The 17688-nt window shown below is 68.3% G+C and carries 17 protein-coding genes; 7 read left to right on the top strand and 10 right to left on the bottom strand.

Annotated elements, in window-relative coordinates; genetic code table 11:
• Positions 1-10: 10 nt before the first annotated feature.
• The 3 genes from NY1_RS34850 to NY1_RS44295 all read right to left on the bottom strand — a co-directional run bounded on the left by NY1_RS34850 (position 11) and on the right by NY1_RS44295 (position 2500).
• On the bottom strand, positions 11-1327 hold the full coding sequence (locus tag NY1_RS34850; RefSeq protein ID WP_067721429.1) for a serine hydrolase domain-containing protein: 1317 nt from the start codon (positions 1325-1327) through the stop codon (positions 11-13).
• Between the two features lie 131 nt (positions 1328-1458).
• Positions 1459-1947: a hypothetical protein gene (locus NY1_RS34845; protein WP_067721428.1), complete on the bottom strand. Its 489-nt coding sequence runs from the start codon at positions 1945-1947 to the stop codon at positions 1459-1461.
• 103 nt (positions 1948-2050) lie between these two features.
• Positions 2051-2500 (bottom strand): hypothetical protein, encoded by a 450-nt coding sequence (locus NY1_RS44295; protein WP_067721427.1) that lies wholly within the window; start codon positions 2498-2500, stop codon positions 2051-2053.
• Positions 2501-2656: 156 nt separating this feature from the next.
• On the opposite strand from NY1_RS44295, the gene NY1_RS34835 reads away from it, so the two are divergent.
• Positions 2657-3049: a VOC family protein gene (locus NY1_RS34835; RefSeq protein ID WP_067721479.1), complete on the top strand. Its 393-nt coding sequence runs from the start codon at positions 2657-2659 to the stop codon at positions 3047-3049.
• On the top strand, positions 3046-3909 hold the full coding sequence (locus NY1_RS34830; protein ID WP_067721426.1) for a sigma-70 family RNA polymerase sigma factor: 864 nt from the start codon (positions 3046-3048) through the stop codon (positions 3907-3909). Before NY1_RS34835 ends, NY1_RS34830 begins: the two co-directional genes overlap by 4 nt.
• Here the strand turns inward: NY1_RS34830 and NY1_RS34825 are convergent.
• Both NY1_RS34825 and NY1_RS34820 read right to left on the bottom strand, forming a co-directional pair.
• Positions 3904-4092: a DUF397 domain-containing protein gene (locus NY1_RS34825; protein ID WP_067721425.1), complete on the bottom strand. Its 189-nt coding sequence runs from the start codon at positions 4090-4092 to the stop codon at positions 3904-3906. The two genes, NY1_RS34830 and NY1_RS34825, sit on opposite strands and share 6 nt — an antisense overlap.
• Positions 4082-4990: a helix-turn-helix domain-containing protein gene (locus NY1_RS34820; RefSeq protein WP_067721424.1), complete on the bottom strand. Its 909-nt coding sequence runs from the start codon at positions 4988-4990 to the stop codon at positions 4082-4084. The genes NY1_RS34825 and NY1_RS34820 overlap by 11 nt, the downstream gene beginning before the upstream one ends.
• A gap of 148 nt (positions 4991-5138) precedes the next feature.
• On the opposite strand from NY1_RS34820, the gene NY1_RS34815 reads away from it, so the two are divergent.
• Entirely contained in the window at positions 5139-5429 is a 291-nt protein-coding gene (locus tag NY1_RS34815) for a hypothetical protein (RefSeq protein ID WP_067721423.1), read from the top strand.
• Positions 5430-5436: 7 nt separating this feature from the next.
• Here the strand turns inward: NY1_RS34815 and NY1_RS34810 are convergent, their stop codons facing one another.
• The gene (locus NY1_RS34810; RefSeq protein ID WP_067721422.1) at positions 5437-6000 is read right to left on the bottom strand and encodes a TetR/AcrR family transcriptional regulator; all 564 of its coding nucleotides are present in this window, start codon (positions 5998-6000) and stop codon (positions 5437-5439) included.
• Positions 6001-6098: 98 nt separating this feature from the next.
• Between NY1_RS34810 and NY1_RS34805 the strand changes: the two genes are divergently transcribed.
• Entirely contained in the window at positions 6099-6530 is a 432-nt protein-coding gene (locus NY1_RS34805; protein ID WP_067721421.1) for a DoxX family protein, read from the top strand.
• Here the strand turns inward: NY1_RS34805 and NY1_RS34800 are convergent.
• Positions 6527-7324, bottom strand: coding sequence for an LppP/LprE family lipoprotein (locus NY1_RS34800; protein WP_067721420.1), 798 nt, complete (start codon positions 7322-7324; stop codon positions 6527-6529). The two genes, NY1_RS34805 and NY1_RS34800, sit on opposite strands and share 4 nt — an antisense overlap.
• A 208-nt stretch (positions 7325-7532) precedes the next feature.
• Here NY1_RS34800 and NY1_RS34795 point away from each other — a divergent pair, with 208 nt between their 5' ends.
• The 3 genes from NY1_RS34795 to NY1_RS34785 all read left to right on the top strand — a co-directional run bounded on the left by NY1_RS34795 (position 7533) and on the right by NY1_RS34785 (position 11531).
• Positions 7533-8330, top strand: a complete 798-nt coding sequence (locus NY1_RS34795; protein WP_067721419.1) for a DUF1460 domain-containing protein — start codon at positions 7533-7535, stop codon at positions 8328-8330.
• A 55-nt stretch (positions 8331-8385) separates the two neighbouring features.
• The gene (locus tag NY1_RS34790) at positions 8386-9870 is read left to right on the top strand and encodes a HEAT repeat domain-containing protein (protein ID WP_067721418.1); all 1485 of its coding nucleotides are present in this window, start codon (positions 8386-8388) and stop codon (positions 9868-9870) included.
• A gap of 284 nt (positions 9871-10154) precedes the next feature.
• Positions 10155-11531 carry an ABC1 kinase family protein gene (locus NY1_RS34785; RefSeq protein WP_067721478.1) on the top strand — a complete coding sequence of 459 codons (1377 nt, stop codon included), beginning with the start codon at positions 10155-10157 and terminating at the stop codon, positions 11529-11531.
• Between the two features lie 2 nt (positions 11532-11533).
• Here NY1_RS34785 and NY1_RS34780 read toward each other — a convergent pair whose 3' ends face one another.
• The 3 genes from NY1_RS34780 to NY1_RS34770 form a co-directional block, all read right to left on the bottom strand.
• Positions 11534-14935 carry a tetratricopeptide repeat protein gene (locus NY1_RS34780; protein ID WP_067721417.1) on the bottom strand — a complete coding sequence of 1134 codons (3402 nt, stop codon included), beginning with the start codon at positions 14933-14935 and terminating at the stop codon, positions 11534-11536.
• Positions 14936-15084: 149 nt separating this feature from the next.
• Positions 15085-16011, bottom strand: coding sequence for a cyclase family protein (locus NY1_RS34775; protein ID WP_067721416.1), 927 nt, complete (start codon positions 16009-16011; stop codon positions 15085-15087).
• Positions 16012-16059: 48 nt separating this feature from the next.
• The gene (locus NY1_RS34770) at positions 16060-17484 is read right to left on the bottom strand and encodes an MFS transporter (RefSeq protein ID WP_067721415.1); all 1425 of its coding nucleotides are present in this window, start codon (positions 17482-17484) and stop codon (positions 16060-16062) included.
• Between the last annotated feature and the right edge of the window lie 204 nt (positions 17485-17688).

The following is a 17688-nucleotide window of genomic DNA, read 5'->3' as shown; positions in this document are numbered from 1 at the left end:
AGCCGGATGCCTAGCGAATCCCCGGGGTGGCGGGGTCGGAACTCAGGCAGCCGAGAATGAAGCAGCCGGCGGGCCAGTTGGAGAACGGCGGCGACATCGGTTTGCCGAGGCATTCCAGCACCCCGCAGCCCGGATACGCCATCGGTCCCAGGCCGAGCGCGGCCAGCGCGCCGTCCGGGTTCGAGATCGACGGATCGCTCACCTGGATGTCCTCGCGCGGGATGAACGGCCCGGGATCGTTCAGCTTCGGTGACACGAAAGCCAATTGGATGGCGCGCAGCACGTCGTACGGGAAGCTGACCGAGCTGCCCGGCACCGCCACCCCGGTCCAGCTGACCACCAGCCCGAGGCTGGGCACGATCACATTGTCCTGCCGCCACATTCCCGACATCTGCACCGCGTCCTCCGGCAGCCCGGGGAACACGTCGACGCAGTCGGGGTCGCGATTGACCACCATCAGGAACCCGTAGCAGGGGTTGGCCGCACGTTGGGAGGCCGTGTTCAGATAGCTCTGCGAGATGATCCGCTTGCCGCCCCAATCACCCCGGTTGGCCACCAGCAGACCGAGTTTCACGTAGTCGTCGGGCGGCAGCACCAGATGCGCGTGCCCGTAGGTGTTTCCACTGCGATCGCGGGCCCAATGGTAGTCGGTGCGCTGAATTCCCAAGGGATCGAACAGCCTTCGCTGCGCGAACGCCTGGAAGTCCTCCCCCACCGCCTGCTGGATCACGTACGCCAGCAGGTCCACGCCGCGCTGGCTGTAACCCCATTTCTCGCCCTGCGGGTTCACGATCGGCATGCCCAGCGCCTGCGCCACCACGTTCGGATCGAGGCCGATCAGCCCGGTGATGCCCTCGGAGGCGACCGCGACCTGCATTCCCGAGGTCTCGGTCAGCAGGCTGCGCACGGTGATCGCCCGATGGTCGGCGTCGCCCAGGCCCTCGGGCAGGTAGTTGCCGATCGCCGCGTCCAGCCCCAATTTCCCGTCGTCGACGGCGATTCCGGCGAGCAGCGCCACCACGCTCTTGGTGCCGCTCCACAGATTCCACGGCACCCCACCGGCTTTGGCGTTGTTGGGCCCGCCCGCGATGAGGCAATTGTTCCGGAAGATCTGCAAGGTGAACCGGGTCGGATCGGCGGCGAAGGCCACCGCCTTGTTCAGCAGTTCCGAATCCACGCCCACCTCTTCGGGTTTCGCGGTTTCGGGCTGGCGTCCCGAGCTGACCTGGCATTGTTTGAGCCCGGTGGTTTCGGCGCGGGCCTGCGGACCGGGTACGCCGACCAGCAGCATGGCCGCCGTAATCATCACCACCACAAGGCTTGTCATCGCCCGAACCGACACCAGGTCTCCTCCTCTGTGCACCTACCCCTGCACATCGGCCCGCTGACCTGCCCGTTATCGGCTCGTGACCCCCGACTTCCCCTGCCCCCATCGCTCGGGGCAGGGGAAATACCTGCTTACGGAACGTCGATCGTGCCCGAGCAGCTGACCGCCGGCACCGGCGCCAGACCGCTGTTCACCACCGTCAGATCGAAGCGCACCGGCCCGCCGCCGATGCCCCAGGCGTCGAAGTTGTTCTGCGCGCCGGTGCCGAACATGGACGACACCGGCGCCGAACCGCTGGCGGTCCCGGTCACGCCGGTGTTCAGATTGGTCCAGGTGATGGTCGGATTGGTGGTGTAACCGCCCCAGATGCTGGCCCCGGTGTGCACCGTCACCGAGGTCCACCCCGGCCGCCCCGCGTTGTACTGCCCCAGATAGACCTTGCCGGAATAGGGCACGTCCACGATATTCGGGCTCAGCCCGACGCAATTCATCGGCACTTCGGCGGAGAAGTCCGCGGACGCCGTGCCCTGCCCGGCAAGCAAACCCGCCGCGACCACGGCCGAAGCGACCGCTGCCCGGCCGATTACCGAATTCCTCGATGCCTTCTCACGCTGCGGCATAAGTCGACGTCTCCCCTCGTAATCATTGATCTCGATGGATATTCGACGCTAACAGCATTCCCGGCAGCGCAGCGTATTCCCCGCTAGCCATCCCGCTGTGCCGCTACGGCACCGCCCGCCGCTCGCGCGGAACCAGCAGCAGAAGCAGCGAAATCACCAGTCCCCCGCCGACCAGATACAAACCCCAGGCTCCCGAGACGAGATCCCGCCACCCGTCCCGCAACTGCTGATCGAACCGGTCATCCAGCCGCCACGCCAGCACACCCAAAGCCGCCAGCCCGACCAGCACCCCCACCCATCCCAATGCCCGCGACCCGGTCAACGCCGACAGCAGGATCACCACCGCCACCCCCAGCAAAACCATGATCAACGTCGTCGGAAACGACAGCTCCTCACCCCCGACCTGCCCCAGCGAAAGCCCCGACCCGAAACCGTCCCGCAAATCCTCGAACCCCACATTCCGGGCATCCACCGTTCCCACCAACGGCCCGAACGCCCCCACCCCCACGGCGATTGCGCAAGCGAACAACAACAGGTGCACGAAAGTACGCATACTCCACGGTATTGCGCCCGGCCCGATCGCGCACTCGTCCGGAGCACATGGCGTACGGCCACCGGGCCACCGCTTTGTTACCTTCTCTCGTCGGCCCTCGTCATAGGTGAGACGACCGAATACGCGGTCGCACCGATGCGCGAAGTGGAGAGCAGGATGCTTACCAACATCATGTACACGACGATCTACGTGACCGATCAGGACCGGGCGTTGCGGTTCTACACCGAGGGGCTGGGGCTGGAGAAGCGGATCGATGCGCCCGGGCCGGAAGCGCGGTTTCTGACGGTCGGGGTGCCGGGGAGCGCGGTGGAGATCATTCTGTGGGCCCACGCGGCGGCCGCCGGGCAGCCCGCGCAGGTGGGCGAGATCGCTCCGCCCGGGCCGGTCATTCTCGAATCGGAGGATCTGCGAAAGGATTTCGAGCTCATGCGGGAGCGTGGGGTGGCGTTTCTGACGGACGAACCCGAGGTGTACCCGTTCGGGGTGCGTATCGAAGCGATCGATCCGGATGGGAACCGGATTTCGCTGCGTGAGCAGCGGAAGTCGTGAGCGGGGATTCCAGCGGCCTCGTCACCGAGGTGTTCGAAGCCCAGCGCGACCGGTTGCGCGCCGTCGCGTACCGCGTGCTGGGCTCGCACGCCGATGCCGAGGATGTGGTGCAGGAAGCCTGGTTGCGGCTGATCCGGCAGGACGCCGGAACCATCGCCAATCTGCCGGGCTGGCTGACCACCGTGGTCGGGCGGCTCAGTCTGGATGTGCTGCGCTCGCGGAGCGCGCACCCCGAAACCGTTTATGGACAGGAGTTTTCACCGCTGGTGGTGACGCCGGACGACGAGCCCGCCCCGGATGAGCAAGCGGCCCTGGCGGATTCGATCGGGCTGGCCATGCTGGTCGTGCTCGATTCGCTCGCTCCGGCTGAGCGCCTGGCTTTCGTGCTGCACGATATGTTCGCGGTGCCCTTCGATGAAATCGCCCGGATACTGGGCAAATCCACGGCCGCCACCAAGATGCTCGCCAGCCGCGCCCGCCGGAAAGTTCAGTCGCCGGAGCGCCCGGCCGAACCCGCTCGCGATCACCGGGAGGTCGTCCAGGCCTTCCGCGCCGCCGCCCTGGGTGGGGACTTCGAAGCCCTGCTGCGCGTCCTGGACCCGAATGTCCGGCTGACCGTGGACACCCCGGACGGCGTGGTCGTCACGCTCGGAGCCACCGCGGTCGCCTCTGGCGCGCGCATGTTCTCCGGTGAGGTCGCCCGATATCGCCCCGTCCTGGTGAACGGCATCCCGGGCCAGATGTCCTGGCGTCCCGACGGAACTCCGTTGTCCGTCATCGCTTTCCAGGTCACCGGCGAGCGGATCACCGCGATTCACATCGTGGTGGATCCGGCCAAGCTCGCCGCGATCCGGCTATGAGTCGACAGCGGAAAGGAAGGTAGCCCACTCCCCGGCGCTGAAAACGAGCGCCGGGCCTTTCGCGTCCTTCGAATCACGGACTCCGACAAGGTCGTTCGCGAGGAAGGCGACTTCCACGCACTGACCACTGCTCTCGCTGTACGTGCTCTTGATCCAACGTGCGCCGGACAGTTCAACGTTCACTGTCGTATCTCCTTGCTACCTGCCGCAACAGGTCTCGGGTCAGGGTCTCGTCCAGCGTGGTCCGCCGCACGGCATCGGCGAAGTCATGGTATCGCTCCACGACGTCACGTTTCTCGATGTATAAGTCGCTGCTCATCGCACCGTCGAGGTAGACGATCGGAGGCTCGTTCGCCTCGCCCCTGCCGTCGATTCCGAAATCGAGCAACACGAAAGGCACTGCGGGCAAGCCCCATACGAATCCGGCCGAGAATGGATGCACCCGCAGACTGACATTGGGCAGTTTGCTGATCTCGGCCAATTGCCGCAGCTGTGCGGCCATCACAGCCGGGCCGCCCACCATCCGATGTAGTGCCGACTCGTGCAGCAGCACCTCCAACACGAGTGGGCGCGCCTTCCGGGTGACGATGACCTGTCGATCCATCCTGACCTCGACTCGGCGATCGATATCGTCAGCGCTGCCTTCCACCAGAAACGAGCTGATCATCGCCCGCGCGTAGGCGGCCGTTTGCAACAAGCCGGGCACCATCTCCTGATACGAGATCAGCTTCCGGGCCGCACATTCCATGCCGACGTACATATTGAACGCGTCCGAGAACAGTCCGCCGAAGGACGTGACTCCGTCCTCGCCTTTGGCGGCTGCCGCACGCGAGGCGAGGCCGACTGCTTTCACTGTTTCATCGGCTTCGACTTCGTACAGCGAGCAGAGTTCGCGCACATCCTGCCGCCGTGGACTGACCGTCTTCCCGGTTTCGAGCCGTTGCAGGGCATTGAAACTGAGCTGCACTTCCCGCGCCGCGGTGACGATCGACAGGCCCCGTCCCTCGCGAGCCTCGCGTAGAAACCGCCCCAACTGCCGCCGTATCAGGGTCGGCGAGGTGGTTTCGTCCGTCTCGGCCATGAATGCTCCCCTTCACTCGAATGCACAGCCGCAGGAATCCGCCTAGTAATCGTCCCGGAATCCGCATCTCGTCATGGCGTTTCCGGCGAACCTGTCTGAATATTCGGATTCCACATATCCACTGGTACGCCGGTGGTCTGCTGACTGCATGGACAGCATGCGCGACACCGAGATTCGCGTTCTGCGCGAAGTCATAGAAGCCGTCGAAAGCCGACTGGTCACCCTCGAATCCGCCGGGGTCACCGTCATCGCCCCGCGGGCTCATATCTACGCGGCCACCATCCAGGCCCTGCTGGCGAGCGCCCGCACCACGGGGCATTACGGGGCGGGCAGTCTCGTGCGAGCCCCGCTGCTCGACGCGATTCTGCCCGGAACCGACGCGGCACCCTGGGACGCGGCGATTTACACGCTGCTGCTCGGCAGCGTCCTGGTCGACTGAACGCCGGTTACCCGGTGAACTCGACGGCGGCGACCATCGCCCGGGCGAGGGTCTCCGGGTCTTCGCCGGCGAAGGACGAATCCACCAGCGCCCCTTCGCGCCAGAGCGAGGCGAAGCCGTGGACCAGGGACCAGGCGGCCAGGGACGCGGCGGGGCGGGAATCGGCGGAGATCTCGAGTCTGCCCACGCCGGAACGGAGTTCGGCGCCGGAGTCGCGGCGGGCGGCGGCCAGGCGTTCGTCGTCGGCGCGCAGCAGGTCGTGGCGGTACATGACGTCGAAATGGCCGGGGTGGGTGCGGGCGAAGCGAATGTAGGCGAGCGCCACCTCGCGGAAATCGCCGGTGGCGGAACGGAGTTCGGCCGCGAGCAGCTCGAAGCCCTGAATGGCCAGCTCGGTGAGCAGCCCCTGGCGATTACCGAAGTGATGGGCGGGGGCGGCATGGGAGACGCCCACGCGCTGAGCGAGCGCGCGCAGCGAGACGGAGTCGATGCCCTCGGTGGCGATCTGCTCGGCCGCGGCATTCAGCAGGGAGGCTCGCAGGTCGCCGTGGTGGTAGGCGTTCTTGGTCACGGGTCGATCGTCCCGCAGAATCTAGACATTGACAAGTTCCCCGGTCGGACCTAATCTTTCCACTGTCAAGATGCTTGCTCGACCCTCAGGAGCCCCCCATGGCACCGCTCATCGCTCTCTTCGTCGTCACCGGAATCGCCCGTATCGCGGGCTGGGCGGGCGTCGACTGGCTGGATTCGTGGCCGCACGCCGTGCGCATCGGCCTGGCGGTCATGTTCGCGCTCACCACGCTCGCCCACTTCCAGCAGCCGCGGCGGAACGGGCTCATCGCGATGGTGCCGCCGCAGTTCCCGAATCCGGCGGCCATGGTGACGCTCACCGGCATCCTGGAAGCGGCCGGCGCGATCGGACTGCTGATCCCGTGGGCCGCCCCGCTCGCCGCCGCCTGCCTCGCCCTGCTGCTGCTGATCATGTTCCCCGCGAACGTCCGCGCCGCCCGCCAGGGCATCGGCATCAAGACGATGCCGCTCCCCGTGCGCACGGTCGTGCAGGTCGTCTTCATCGGCGCATGTGTACTCGCCGCGTTCTAGCCGGTGGTCGGCGGGAACTCCCCGTTGGCCTGGATCTTGGTGCCGTTCAGCGTGAACACCACATCGCTCGGGCCGCCCGAGGGGCAGCACAGCGCGTCGTTGGACTTGATCCAGCGATAGCGCAGCGTGACGCTGGTGCGGGTCTTGCCGAGCACCTCGGTGTAGGTGAACGGGTTCAAGCTCGCGGTGCCGAGATACTTGCCGCCGGTGAAGTACAGGACGTGGTAGTACGGGTGGATATTGCCGGAGCTGACGTACATGTACGACAGGACGCCATCGCAACCGTCGGCGATGGCGTCGCCGCTACCGCCCTCGACATTCCAGCCGCCGGAAGTCGTTGCCTTCAAAGACTTCACGGCCTCGTTGGCCAAACCGGAATTCACATCGAAGCACAGCCCGTGACCGCTCCCGTTGGGCGCGGAGACCGGGGACGCCGTCTGCTTGGTGGTGGCCGGCACGCCGCCGGACTGCTCACCCTGGGTCACCGGCGCGGACCCCGCACCATCGGAGCCCGATCCGCCCTGTCCGGAACCGGAACCACCTGCACCGGAACCACTTCCATCGGATCCGGATCCGCCCTGCGAGCCACCGCCGACTCCACCCTGCGAGCCACCACCGGTCCCGCCCTGGGTCCCGCCGCCGTTCCCACCGGCCGCGCTGGTCGCCACCACCGAGGTCCCCTTGCCGCCCGCGGAACTCGTCCCGCCCGCCTGCGACGCGGAGTTGTCACTACACCCGCTGACCGCCATCACACCGGCCGCGAGCACGGCGAATACCGCTGACTTGCGCTTCATCGAAGAATCCCCTCGGGTTCTGCCAACCACATCGGATACCGCTGTCCTCCACCGCGAATCCGATCGACAGCGGGACCCCCGTCCCGTGCCTCCGGGAGGACTACCCGGGTATCGCCGACCCGCCGAATAGTTGTTACGGCTAACGACTGCCCCCAAAACCTCGGCTACCGTGGAGCACGTTCATCCGATCCAACCGCGGGGAGGACCCTTGCGCTCCATCACACGCGTACTGCTGGCCGGGCTGGTCATCGTCTGCGCCGCCGTACTGCTGCCGGTCCGCGCGCACGCCGAAGCGAACATGGACGACGCCACCGCCCGCAAGGTGGACGAGCTCATCGCCCTGCGCGCGGCCGCGGCCGGAGCGAGCAAGGGCGAACTCACCGATCTGCTCTCGGGCCAGTTCCTCGGCACCCCGTACGGCGCGAACATGCTCGTCGGCTCGGCTTCCCAGGCCGAACAGCTGGTCATCGATCTGCGCCGGGTGGACTGCTTCACCTTCCTCGACTACGTGGAGGCGCTGACCCGTTCGAGCGACCGGAACCAGTTCGTGGCGAACCTGATCGACACCCGGTACGCGGGCGGGCAGGTCGACTTCACCCATCGCAAGCACTTCTTCACCGACTGGGCGCAGGTCCCCAAGACCGTGGCGAGCGATATCACCGGCACGCTGACCGGTGCCGCGGTGACGGTCGGCAAGCATCTCAATGCCAAGGCCGACGGCGGCAACTATTTGCCGGGCCTGCCGGTGGTCGACCGCAACATCACCTACATCCCCAGCGCCGCCGTCACCGACCAGGTGATCGGCGGGCTGCGCACCGGCGACTACGTGGGCGCGTACACCGACCAGCCGGGGCTCGACGTCACCCACACCGGGATCATCGTGCAGACGAACAGCGGGACGGTGTTCCGCAATGCCTCGTCGCTGGCGGCCAACAATCAGGTCGTCGACACACCGCTGCGGGAGTACCTGAACACGGTGCCGGGCATCGTGGTGCTGCGGCCCTGAGAATCGGCGTTTCCGCTGGCTGCGGGGACTCGCACGGCATGCCATCCTGAACAGCATGGGCAGCGAGCGCGACCGGAGCCGGACCTTCGATCTGCTGGCCGTGGCCGGTGCGATCGCGACCCCGGAGGCTGAGCGGGCGGCGGCATTCGACACGCTCGCCCGCACCGAGGACTACCGGAGCATCGAACCGCTGACGGCCATGGTGCTCGATACCCGGTTGCCGATCGACGTCCGCACCCGCGCCTCCGAGGTGGTGTCCGGATTCGATGACATCACCACTGGCGAATCGCGCCGAACCTGGTGGGCGAGTGGCGATCCAGTGGTGCGGCGGCACGCGCTGGGCCTCATGCTCCGCGGCGAGGCGGACATCGTGATCCCGGTGGCCGGGGACGACGCCCATCCGCTCCAGGCCGCCGCCTTGGCATCGATGGCATTCGGGTTCGGCGAGGCCGGATTCATGCCCACCCTGATCCGGGCGCTGCGACACCGGAATCCGGAGATCCGCTGGACCGCGGCGCGCACCCTGCTGTGGGAAGAACCCGTGGCAGCCGAGGACGGGCTCCTCGACGCCGCGCACGACGCCGACCACGAGGTGGCGGCCGCGGCGCTCGACACCCTGCGCTACTACCCCACCCGGCGGGCACTGCGGACGATCGCCGAACTGCGCGGGCACGATGACGAACGGGTGCGCGCCGCCGCCACCGACTCGTTCGAGGAATTGAGCTGGCATTTCGAGGACGCCGCCGTAAATTCGGAAAAGCTTGCGCCACTGCGCGACTGGCTGCGGCCGACGGACGACCTGATTCACCCGGAACCGGAGGAATCGGACGAGGAACCCGGCACACCCACTCCCCTCACCCGTTCCACGCCGTACACCCTGTCGGAAACCGCGCTGCTGGAACTGCTCGACGATCCGGACGGCGATTGGCTCGGCCGCGATCGCACCCTGCGCGGCCTCGACTGGAACGCCTTCACTCCAGATGCCCGGCCGCGCTTGACCGTTCGGCTCACCACCCACCCCGATCCCCTGGTCCGCGAGATCGCAGCCACCGCTTTGTCCGATTGGTCCGCTACCGCAGCGCTCCTGGAACTGACCCGCGACCGCAGCTTCTCGGTCCGCAAATCGGCCGTCTACCACCTGGCTTCGGTACCGCCGGACCCCGCCGTGGCCGAATGCGCCTGGCGATACCTGTCCACCGCGACCGGCATCTCCGCCCAGGAGGCCCTGCGCACCTACGTCGCGCACACGCCCGGCAACGGATTGCGGGAGCAACTCGTCGACCTGGCCCGCACCGACAGCCGTGAAGACGTCCGCTACGAAGCCATCCACGATCTGGTAGATCTCCAGGCGGTCAACGAGATTCGCGCCCTCACGCCGATCCTGGACGAACCGCCCGCCGTCTCCTGGGCCCTGCACCTAGCCCTACTGGACGGTCTCCGAAATCTCGAACTACCCATCACCCCACCGGCCCACCTCGCCACCGTCGACAACCTGGACCTCGCATACAGTCTCGCCAAACTGACGGTTGCGAGAAATTGACCCGCGCCCGGACCCGGCGTTTTCCGTAGCGCAACCTGGCCCGCAACACCACCGACCACCAGCAGGCCGTCATCACTGGATGCGGTCGATCTCCGGCTGATGCCGGAGTTCCGCTCCGGAATTCCGGAGCGGAGAGCGGTTTTCCGGTCCGGAAATCCCTGTCTGCCTGCATGATCCGCGCGAGCACCGGCGGCGCTGGGCCGAGCGGGCGCGACGCCGCCGGAAAGGTGCGATCATGCTGGTGGGAGACCGTGACCGCACGCTTCGGATGGGGATGGACGCTGATGGCGAAACCGGTTCCGACTTCGCGGTTCGCCCGCGGCTCCAAGCTCGGTGCGGCGGTGGCCGCGCAGGCGATGCGCAAGCGGCGCACCAGGATCGCCATGCTGGGGCGATCGGCGGCGGTGCGCGAGCGGCTGGCCGATGAATCGGTGCTGCGGATGGCGCAGGAACTGGTGGGGGTGTTCGGGGAGCTCAAGGGCTTGACCATGAAGCTGGGGCAATTGCTGTCGCTGCTGGACGTGGATCTGGTGCCGCCGGAGCAGCGCGAGGCGTTCCAGCGCACGCTCGCGGTGCTTTTCGATCACGCCCCGGCGGCCGGCTTCGAGGAGATGCGCGGCGTGGTCGAGGAGGACCTGGGCAAGCCGCTGGCCGAGCTGTTCGCCGAGTTCGAGCCGGAGCCGATCGCCGCCGCGTCCATCGGACAGGTCTATCGCGCAAGGCTTTTCGACGGCACCCGGGTGGCGGTGAAGGTGCAGTACCCGGGCATCGATCAGGCGGTCCGGGCGGACCTGCGCAATCTCGGTTTGCTGCGAGTCATGTTGCGGCCCTTGCTACCCGGGTTCACCACCTCCCTGCTGGAGGAACTGCGCTCGAGCCTGTCGAAGGAACTCGACTACGTGGAGGAAGCCCGCACCCAGCAGGAGGTTTCCAGGCGCTACGCCGACCATCCGTTCATCGCTGTGCCGCAGGCGTTTCCGGACTCGAGCACGGCCCGGGTGCTGGTGACGGAGTACGCGCCGGGGCTGGACTTCGACGCCATCCGCGCACTGCCCGACGCCGAACGCAATCGGGTCGGCGAGATCATCTACCGCTACTACATGGGTTCGCTGCACGAGTTCGCGGAGTTCTGCGGCGACCCGCACCCCGGCAATGTGCTGCTGCGGGCGGACGGCAAGGTGGTGTTCCTGGATTTCGGCCTGTACAAACGCATGTCGGCCGAGCACATCGCCTTCGAGGCCGAATGCCAGCGCGCCACCGCCGAGGACCGCGCCGACGATCTGTACCGGCTCATGGCCGAGCGCGGCGTGATCAGCGACGCGGACAGCGTCACCCCGCGCGCCTGCTACGAGTACTTCCTCGCCGCCGGCGAATGGTGCCTGATCGACGAGGAATTGGCGCTCGACCCGGAACTGGCGTGCGGGGCGTTCCTGCACGCCATCGATCCCCGGCTCTCGGAATTCGAGGGCATGCACCGCCAGCTGCTGCCGCCGGAGCACCTGTTCACTCGCCGCACCGACTTCTGGACCTGCGGCACGCTCGGGCAGCTGCGCGCCACCGCGAACTGGCATCGCATCGCCCGCGAGTGGATCTACGGCGACCCGCCGGTCACGGAACTCGGCCGCCTGCACCGGGATTGGCGGCTGGCGCGGCAGCCGTGACACTAACGGGTGTCGGGCACCGGCAGATCCCGCCAGACGCGCCGCTTCTTCCACCGCACCTGGATCTCGCGCACCAGCCGGGTGGCGTCGATGTAGGAGACCACCGCGTCCTGCGGCGAACTGAGATCCCACAGCGCGCTGATCCGCTCGACCATGTCCTCCTCATCGGGGTCCTCGCCCAGTTCCCGGAAGGCCGCCAGGTAGCGGCGCACCAGATCGGCGACGCCCGCGTAATCGCCTGCCTGATAACGCAACAGGCCCAGGCCGAGGAACGCGTACGCCTCGCCCAGCCGATCCCCGATCTCCCGGAAGAGCACCGGCGCCTGCTCGGCGAGCGCGGCCGCACCGACATAGTCCCCGGCCTGATAGCGCAGCAGCCCCAGCCCGATATAGGCGTACCCCTGGCTGACCCGGTCGCCGATGCGTTGGAAGATATCGAGCGCGGTCTCCAATTCCGCGGTGGCGGCGGGATGATCGCCGATGGTGTGCAGCAGGATGGCCAGCCCGGCCCGCGCGAACGCCTGCCCGAACCGGTCCCCGATCTCCTCGTAGATGCCCAGCGCCCGGCGCACCAGCTCCTCGCTCCGCGCGGAATCGCCGGCGGCGAAGCGCAATCGGCTCAGGCTGCTCAGCGCGTACGCCTCCCCGACCCGGTCCCCGATCTCCTGGAAGATGCCCAGCGCCCGCCCCAGCCGCTCCACCGCGACGGTCTGATCGCCCGCCACGAAGCTCAGCCGGCCCAGACTGCACAGCGCGTACGCCTCCCCGACCCGATCGCCGATGGCCTGGAAGATGTCGAGCGCCCGCGCCATCGGGCCTTCCGCACCCGCGTAATCGCCGCCGGCGTACCGCACCAGCCCCAGCGCGATGAGCGTGTAGGCCTCCCCCGCCCGGTCCCCGATCTCCTGAAAGATGGCCAGCCCCTCCTGCATACGCTCGGCGGCCACCCCGTACGCCCCGGTCGAATGCCGGACCAGGCTCAGATCGTTGAGCACGTACGCCTGCCCCACCCGGTCGCCGATCTCCCGGAAGATGGCCAGCGCCTGCTCCATCCGGTTCGCGGCCCCCGGCAGATCACCGACCGCATGCCCGAGCCGCCCCAGGCTGCCCAGCGCGTACGCCTCGCCCAGCCGGTCCCCGATCTCCCGGTGGATGTCCAGGGCCTGCCCGAGCAGCTCCGCCACCCCGGGATAGTCGCCGGTCGCGAAACGCACCGCCACCAGGTCATTGAGCGCATACGCCTCGGCGAAACGGTCGCCCAGCTCGCGATAGCTCTCCAGCGCCTGCCCCACCAGCACGCCGGCCGTCTCGTAGTCGCCGGTCGCATAGGTGACGACGCCGCGCTCGTGCAGCGCGTACGCCGCCCCGAACCGGTCCCCGATCTCGTCGAACAGCGCCGCGGCCCGGCGCATCTGGTCACCGGTGCCCGGATAGTCGCCGATGGTGTACCGCACCACGCCCATCCCGATGAGCGCGTACGCCTGCCCGCCGCGGTCGCCGACCTGTTCGTAGATGGCGAGCGCCTGCCGCAGCAGTTCGGCGGTGCCCGGGTAATCGCCTGTCGCGTAACCCAATCGGCCCAGGCTGCTGAGCGCGTGCGCCTGCCCGACCCGGTCGCCGATCTCCTGATAGATGGTCAGGGCCTGCCGCACCAGATCCGCCGTCCCGGGATAGTCACCGGACGCATACCGCACCAGCCCGAGATCGTTGAGCGCGTCGGCCGTCCCCACCAGATCCCCGCTGTGCTCGGCGATGGTGGCCGCCCGCCGATGCAGCTTGATGGCCAGCGACCACGGCCCGTCCAGCCGCAACAGCCCGGACAGAATGCTGGTCAGCCCGACCACCCGCGCCGACTGATGCCGGGCGGCAGCGTATTCCAGGCACCCGAGCAGGTTGCCGCGCTCGGCCCGCAACCAGGCCAGGGCTTGGGTGCGGTTCGAGAAGTGCGATGCGGCAGCGGGTTCCGCGTCGGCGACGGGTTTGGGATGGGTGTCCCCCGCGAGGTACCGGTCCGCCTGTTCCCCGATGTGCTGATAGTGATCCAGCAGCCGATCCACCACCGCGCGGCGCTCGTCGAGCGGATCCGCTCCGGCCAGCGCGAGCGCGAACTCGCGCAGCAGATCGTGCATGCGATAGCGACCCCCCGCGGGTTCGTCCAACAGGTGATCGGTGAACAGCGCATCCAGTTCACGCCGGGCCGCGCTCACCGGAATATCGTCCAGCACGGCCGTGGCATAGCTGTCGATATCCGGTCCGGGATGCAGGCTCAGCCGCCGGAACAAGCGCTGCCGTTCCGGCGGCAGATCCTGGTACGACATGGTGAACGCGGCGTAGACGGCGCGCTCCCCCGCTTCCAGCTCGCCCAGCCGGTCCTGCGCCATGGCCAGATCGTCGGCCATCTGCGCGATGGTCCAGGAGGCGTGATGGGCCAGCCGCCCCGCCAGCAGCACGATGGCCAGCGGCAGGTAACCGCACAGCCGGGCGATCTCGGCCACTGCGGCTTCGTCACCGGCGCCGAGCGGCCGCCGGGCCAGCGTCCGGAACAGCTCCGCCGCCTTGTCCGGATCGAGGGTGTCCAGGGCGAAGGGCTGCGACCCGTCCAGCGCGACCAGGCGGCGGCGGGAGGTGATCAAGGTCAGGCAGCCGGGCCCGTTCGGCAGCAGCGGCTCGACCTGTGCGTGATCCTGCGCGTCGTCGAGCACCAGCAGAATCCGCTTGCCCGCCACCCGATCTCGCCACAGGCTGCGCCGATTGTCCAGGCTGTCCGGGATATTGCGCGGATCGATGCCCAGATCGGTGAGCAGCCCGCCCAAGACGTCGATGGGTTTGGCGGCCGGCTGCCCGGCGGTGTGGGCGTGCAGGTTCACGAAGAAGCGCCCGTCCGGGAACTGGTCCGCGAGCCGGTGCGCGACGCGGGTCGCCAGCGCCGTCTTGCCGATCCCGGGCATGCCGTCGATGGTGTGGATGGACACCACCCGGCCCGCGCCCGCGACCGCGAGAATCCGCTCCAGTTCCGCTTCCCGCCCGATCAGCGTCTCCACGTCGCGCGGCAGGGTGTCGGTCAGGGTGGGCCGCGGCGGCATCGGCTCCCGCTCGGCCGGGGCCGGTGCGGCGGGCGCCGTGCTCGGTCCCGCCTCGACCACGGCGGCCTCCCACAGCCGCTGCCACGCAACGACATTCGACAGGCCCGCGGCGATCGGCTCCTTGCGGGCCTGCGCCAGGTAGAACAGCGTCGCCAGCACCGGTTCCAGCGAGCCGAACCGCGCCGGCACGTTCTTTCCCGAGCGCCAGTCGCTGATCCGCTGGATGGTCGGCAATCCCCGGGTGCCGCGCAATCGCGCCTTGGTGGTCCGCACCACCTGATCCAGGGTCGGGTTCCCGGCGGCCTCGAACAATTCGGTCATCCGCTGCGCGAATGCTTCTCGCGCAGAACCACTATTCACTTCATCGCCCCCGAAAGCCGATACCGCCACTAAGACAGGCTAGCCGCGCCGATCCCGTCGAGTGACCTGATAAGCCTTGCCCCAGTGGGGGTTCGGTCGCGCTCGGCCGGTCAGAAGACGGCGACCGGGGCCACCGGCGTCCCCGTCGCCCCGACGAACGGTTCCGGGGTCGCGGTGAGCAGGAACTCGTAGCGGCCCTCCGCAGCGCACACCTGCGACAGCTCCTCCAGATTCCAGTTCTGTCCTTGCAGCATGCCCATTTCCACCAGGTGCAGGGCGTGCACGGCCAGCCAGCCGTTCTCCAGTTCCGCCGGGAAGATCTCGAAGGTGAGGGTGTCGTTGGCGACCGCGGCGACGTCGCGGGCGTGGAACCATTCGGGGCAGCGGACCGAGAGGCCGGGGGCGGGCATGGCGTAGGCGGTGCGATCACCGGCCAGGTAGAGCTGGATCTGGCCGGTGCGGATCAGGACGATGTCACCGGCGCGAACCGGCGTACCCGCCAATTCCATTGCGGCGTCTAGATCTTCGGGAGTGACGGCGTGATCGGGGGCCAGGCGGTCCACGCCGTGCGCCCGCGCCACGTCCAGCAGCACGCCGCGCGAGACGATATGGCGGGCCTTGTCGATACCGGAGAACGCCGAACCGCCGTGCGCGGTAATGGAATCGGCGGGACGGCCGTTGTAGATGACGCCCGAGTGCGAGATGTGGGTGAGCGCGTCCCAGTGGGTGCCGGCCTGCAGGCCCATGGTGACGGTGTCATCGCTGGTGGCGATCAGGCCGGGGCCGAACAGTTCCCAATTGACGGCGACCATGGTGTGCAGCGGGTTGACCCGGCCGCGAATCAGCCCGGTCTGAATGCCGTTCTGGTGCAAGGGGACCGCGAGCGGGACGCGCTGCCCGGTGCGGACGGTGGCGGCGGCGGCCCGCACCACCTCGCCGGTGATCAGGTTCAGGGTGCCGATCTCGTCCGCGCTGCCCCAGCGCCCCCAGTTGTTCACGCGCTTCGCGATTTCCCGGAACTCGGCTGGCAATTCCATTGGTGCGGCCCGTCTGTCGATCGAATACTCCCCGAACCTACCGAGCCCTCACGCGGCGTGCGCGACGGCGTCCGCTGGGTGGGCGGGCTCCTCGCGGCGCAGCACCACCGCGCTGACCACCAGGGCCACGGCGAGCAGTCCCGCCGCGACGGCGAAGGCGAGGCGGTAACCGCTGGTCAGGGCGGCGGCTTCGGACGCACCGGCGGCGAGGCGGGTCCCGGTGCGCGAGGCGGCCAGGGTGGACAGCACCGCGATGCCGATGGCCATGCCGATCTGCTGGGTGGTGTTGAACAGGCCCGACGCCAGCCCGGCGTCATCGGCCCGGGCGCCGGACATGCCGAGCGTGGTCAGCGCGGGCAGCACCAGGCCGCCGCCGGACACCAGCACCATCATCGGCAGCAGATCGACGGCGTAGGCGGCGTGCACGGGCAGCCGGGTCAGCCACAGCATGCCGATCAGCAGCAGGACCAGGCCGGCGATCAGCACATTGCGGGTGCCGATGCGGGCGGCGAGCGGAGCCGAGACGAACAGCGACACCCCGCCGATGGCCACCGCCGCGGGCAGCATCGCCAGACCGGTCTGGAGCGCGGTGTAGCCCAGCACCTGCTGCATGTAGAGCGCGACGATGATCTGGAAGGCGAACATGGCCGAGAGCGTCAGCATCTGCACCGCATTGGCCCCGGACACATTGCGGGAGCGGAAGATTCGCAGCGGCAGCAGCGGCGTGGCGGCCCTGGCCTGCCGGATCAGGAAGGCCGCGAGCAGCGCCGCCGACACCGCGCCCAGCGCCAGCGTGCGCCCGGCCGTCCAGCCGTACTCGGCGACCTGCACGACGGTGTAGATCCCCAGCATCAGGCCCGCGGTCACCAGCACCGCGCCCAGGACGTCGGCGCCGGCGGCCAGCCCGATCCCCTGATCGTCCGGCAGCGCCCGCACGGCCAGCGCGATGGTGGCCAAGCCGATCGGCACATTGATGAAGAACACCCAGTGCCAGCTGAGCGCGTCGGTGAGCACCCCGCCCAGCACCTGCCCGATGGAAGCGCCCGCCGCCCCGGTGAAGCTGAACACCCCGATGGCCTTGGCGCGCGGCCCGCTCTCGGTGAACAGGGTGACCAGGATGCCCAGCACCACCGCCGCGGCGAGGGCGCTTCCGACCCCCTGGGCGAACCGTGCGGCGATCAACTGCCCCGGAGTCGCCGCGAGTCCCGCGCCCAGCGAAGCGGCCGTGAAGATCGCGTTCCCGGCCAGGAACAGCCGCTTCTTGCCGATCAGATCGCCCAGCCGCCCGGCCAGCAGCAGCAGTCCGCCGAAGGCGATCAGGTAGGCGTTCACCGTCCAGCTCAGCCCCGCCGCGCTGAAGCCGAGATCGCGCTGGATCGCGGGCATGGCGACGGTGACGATGCTGCCGTCGAGGATGGTCATCAACATTGCCGCCGAGAGCACCAGGAGCGCGAGGCGTTGCGAAGTAGTCACCTGAGCAACGCTAGGCAGCGCCGGTGAGCGTTCCAATGGCCGAATCACTCACTCCAATGCCCGATACGCTCATCATCCGAGCAATGAGCACCGCGACACGCCCGGGACGCGACATGCGACCCCAATGTGCGGTCACGTCGGTCCGTTAGAGTAGATTGGCTCACAATTAGCCATGCGGATAGCGACGAAATCGTCGTAACAAGG

Source organism: Nocardia yamanashiensis NBRC 100130, from assembly GCF_001613325.1.
Classification (GTDB): Bacteria; Actinomycetota; Actinomycetes; order Mycobacteriales; family Mycobacteriaceae; genus Nocardia; species Nocardia yamanashiensis.
Note: the sequence above shows the minus strand (reverse complement) of the source record. Positions and strands in the feature narration are given on the sequence as shown.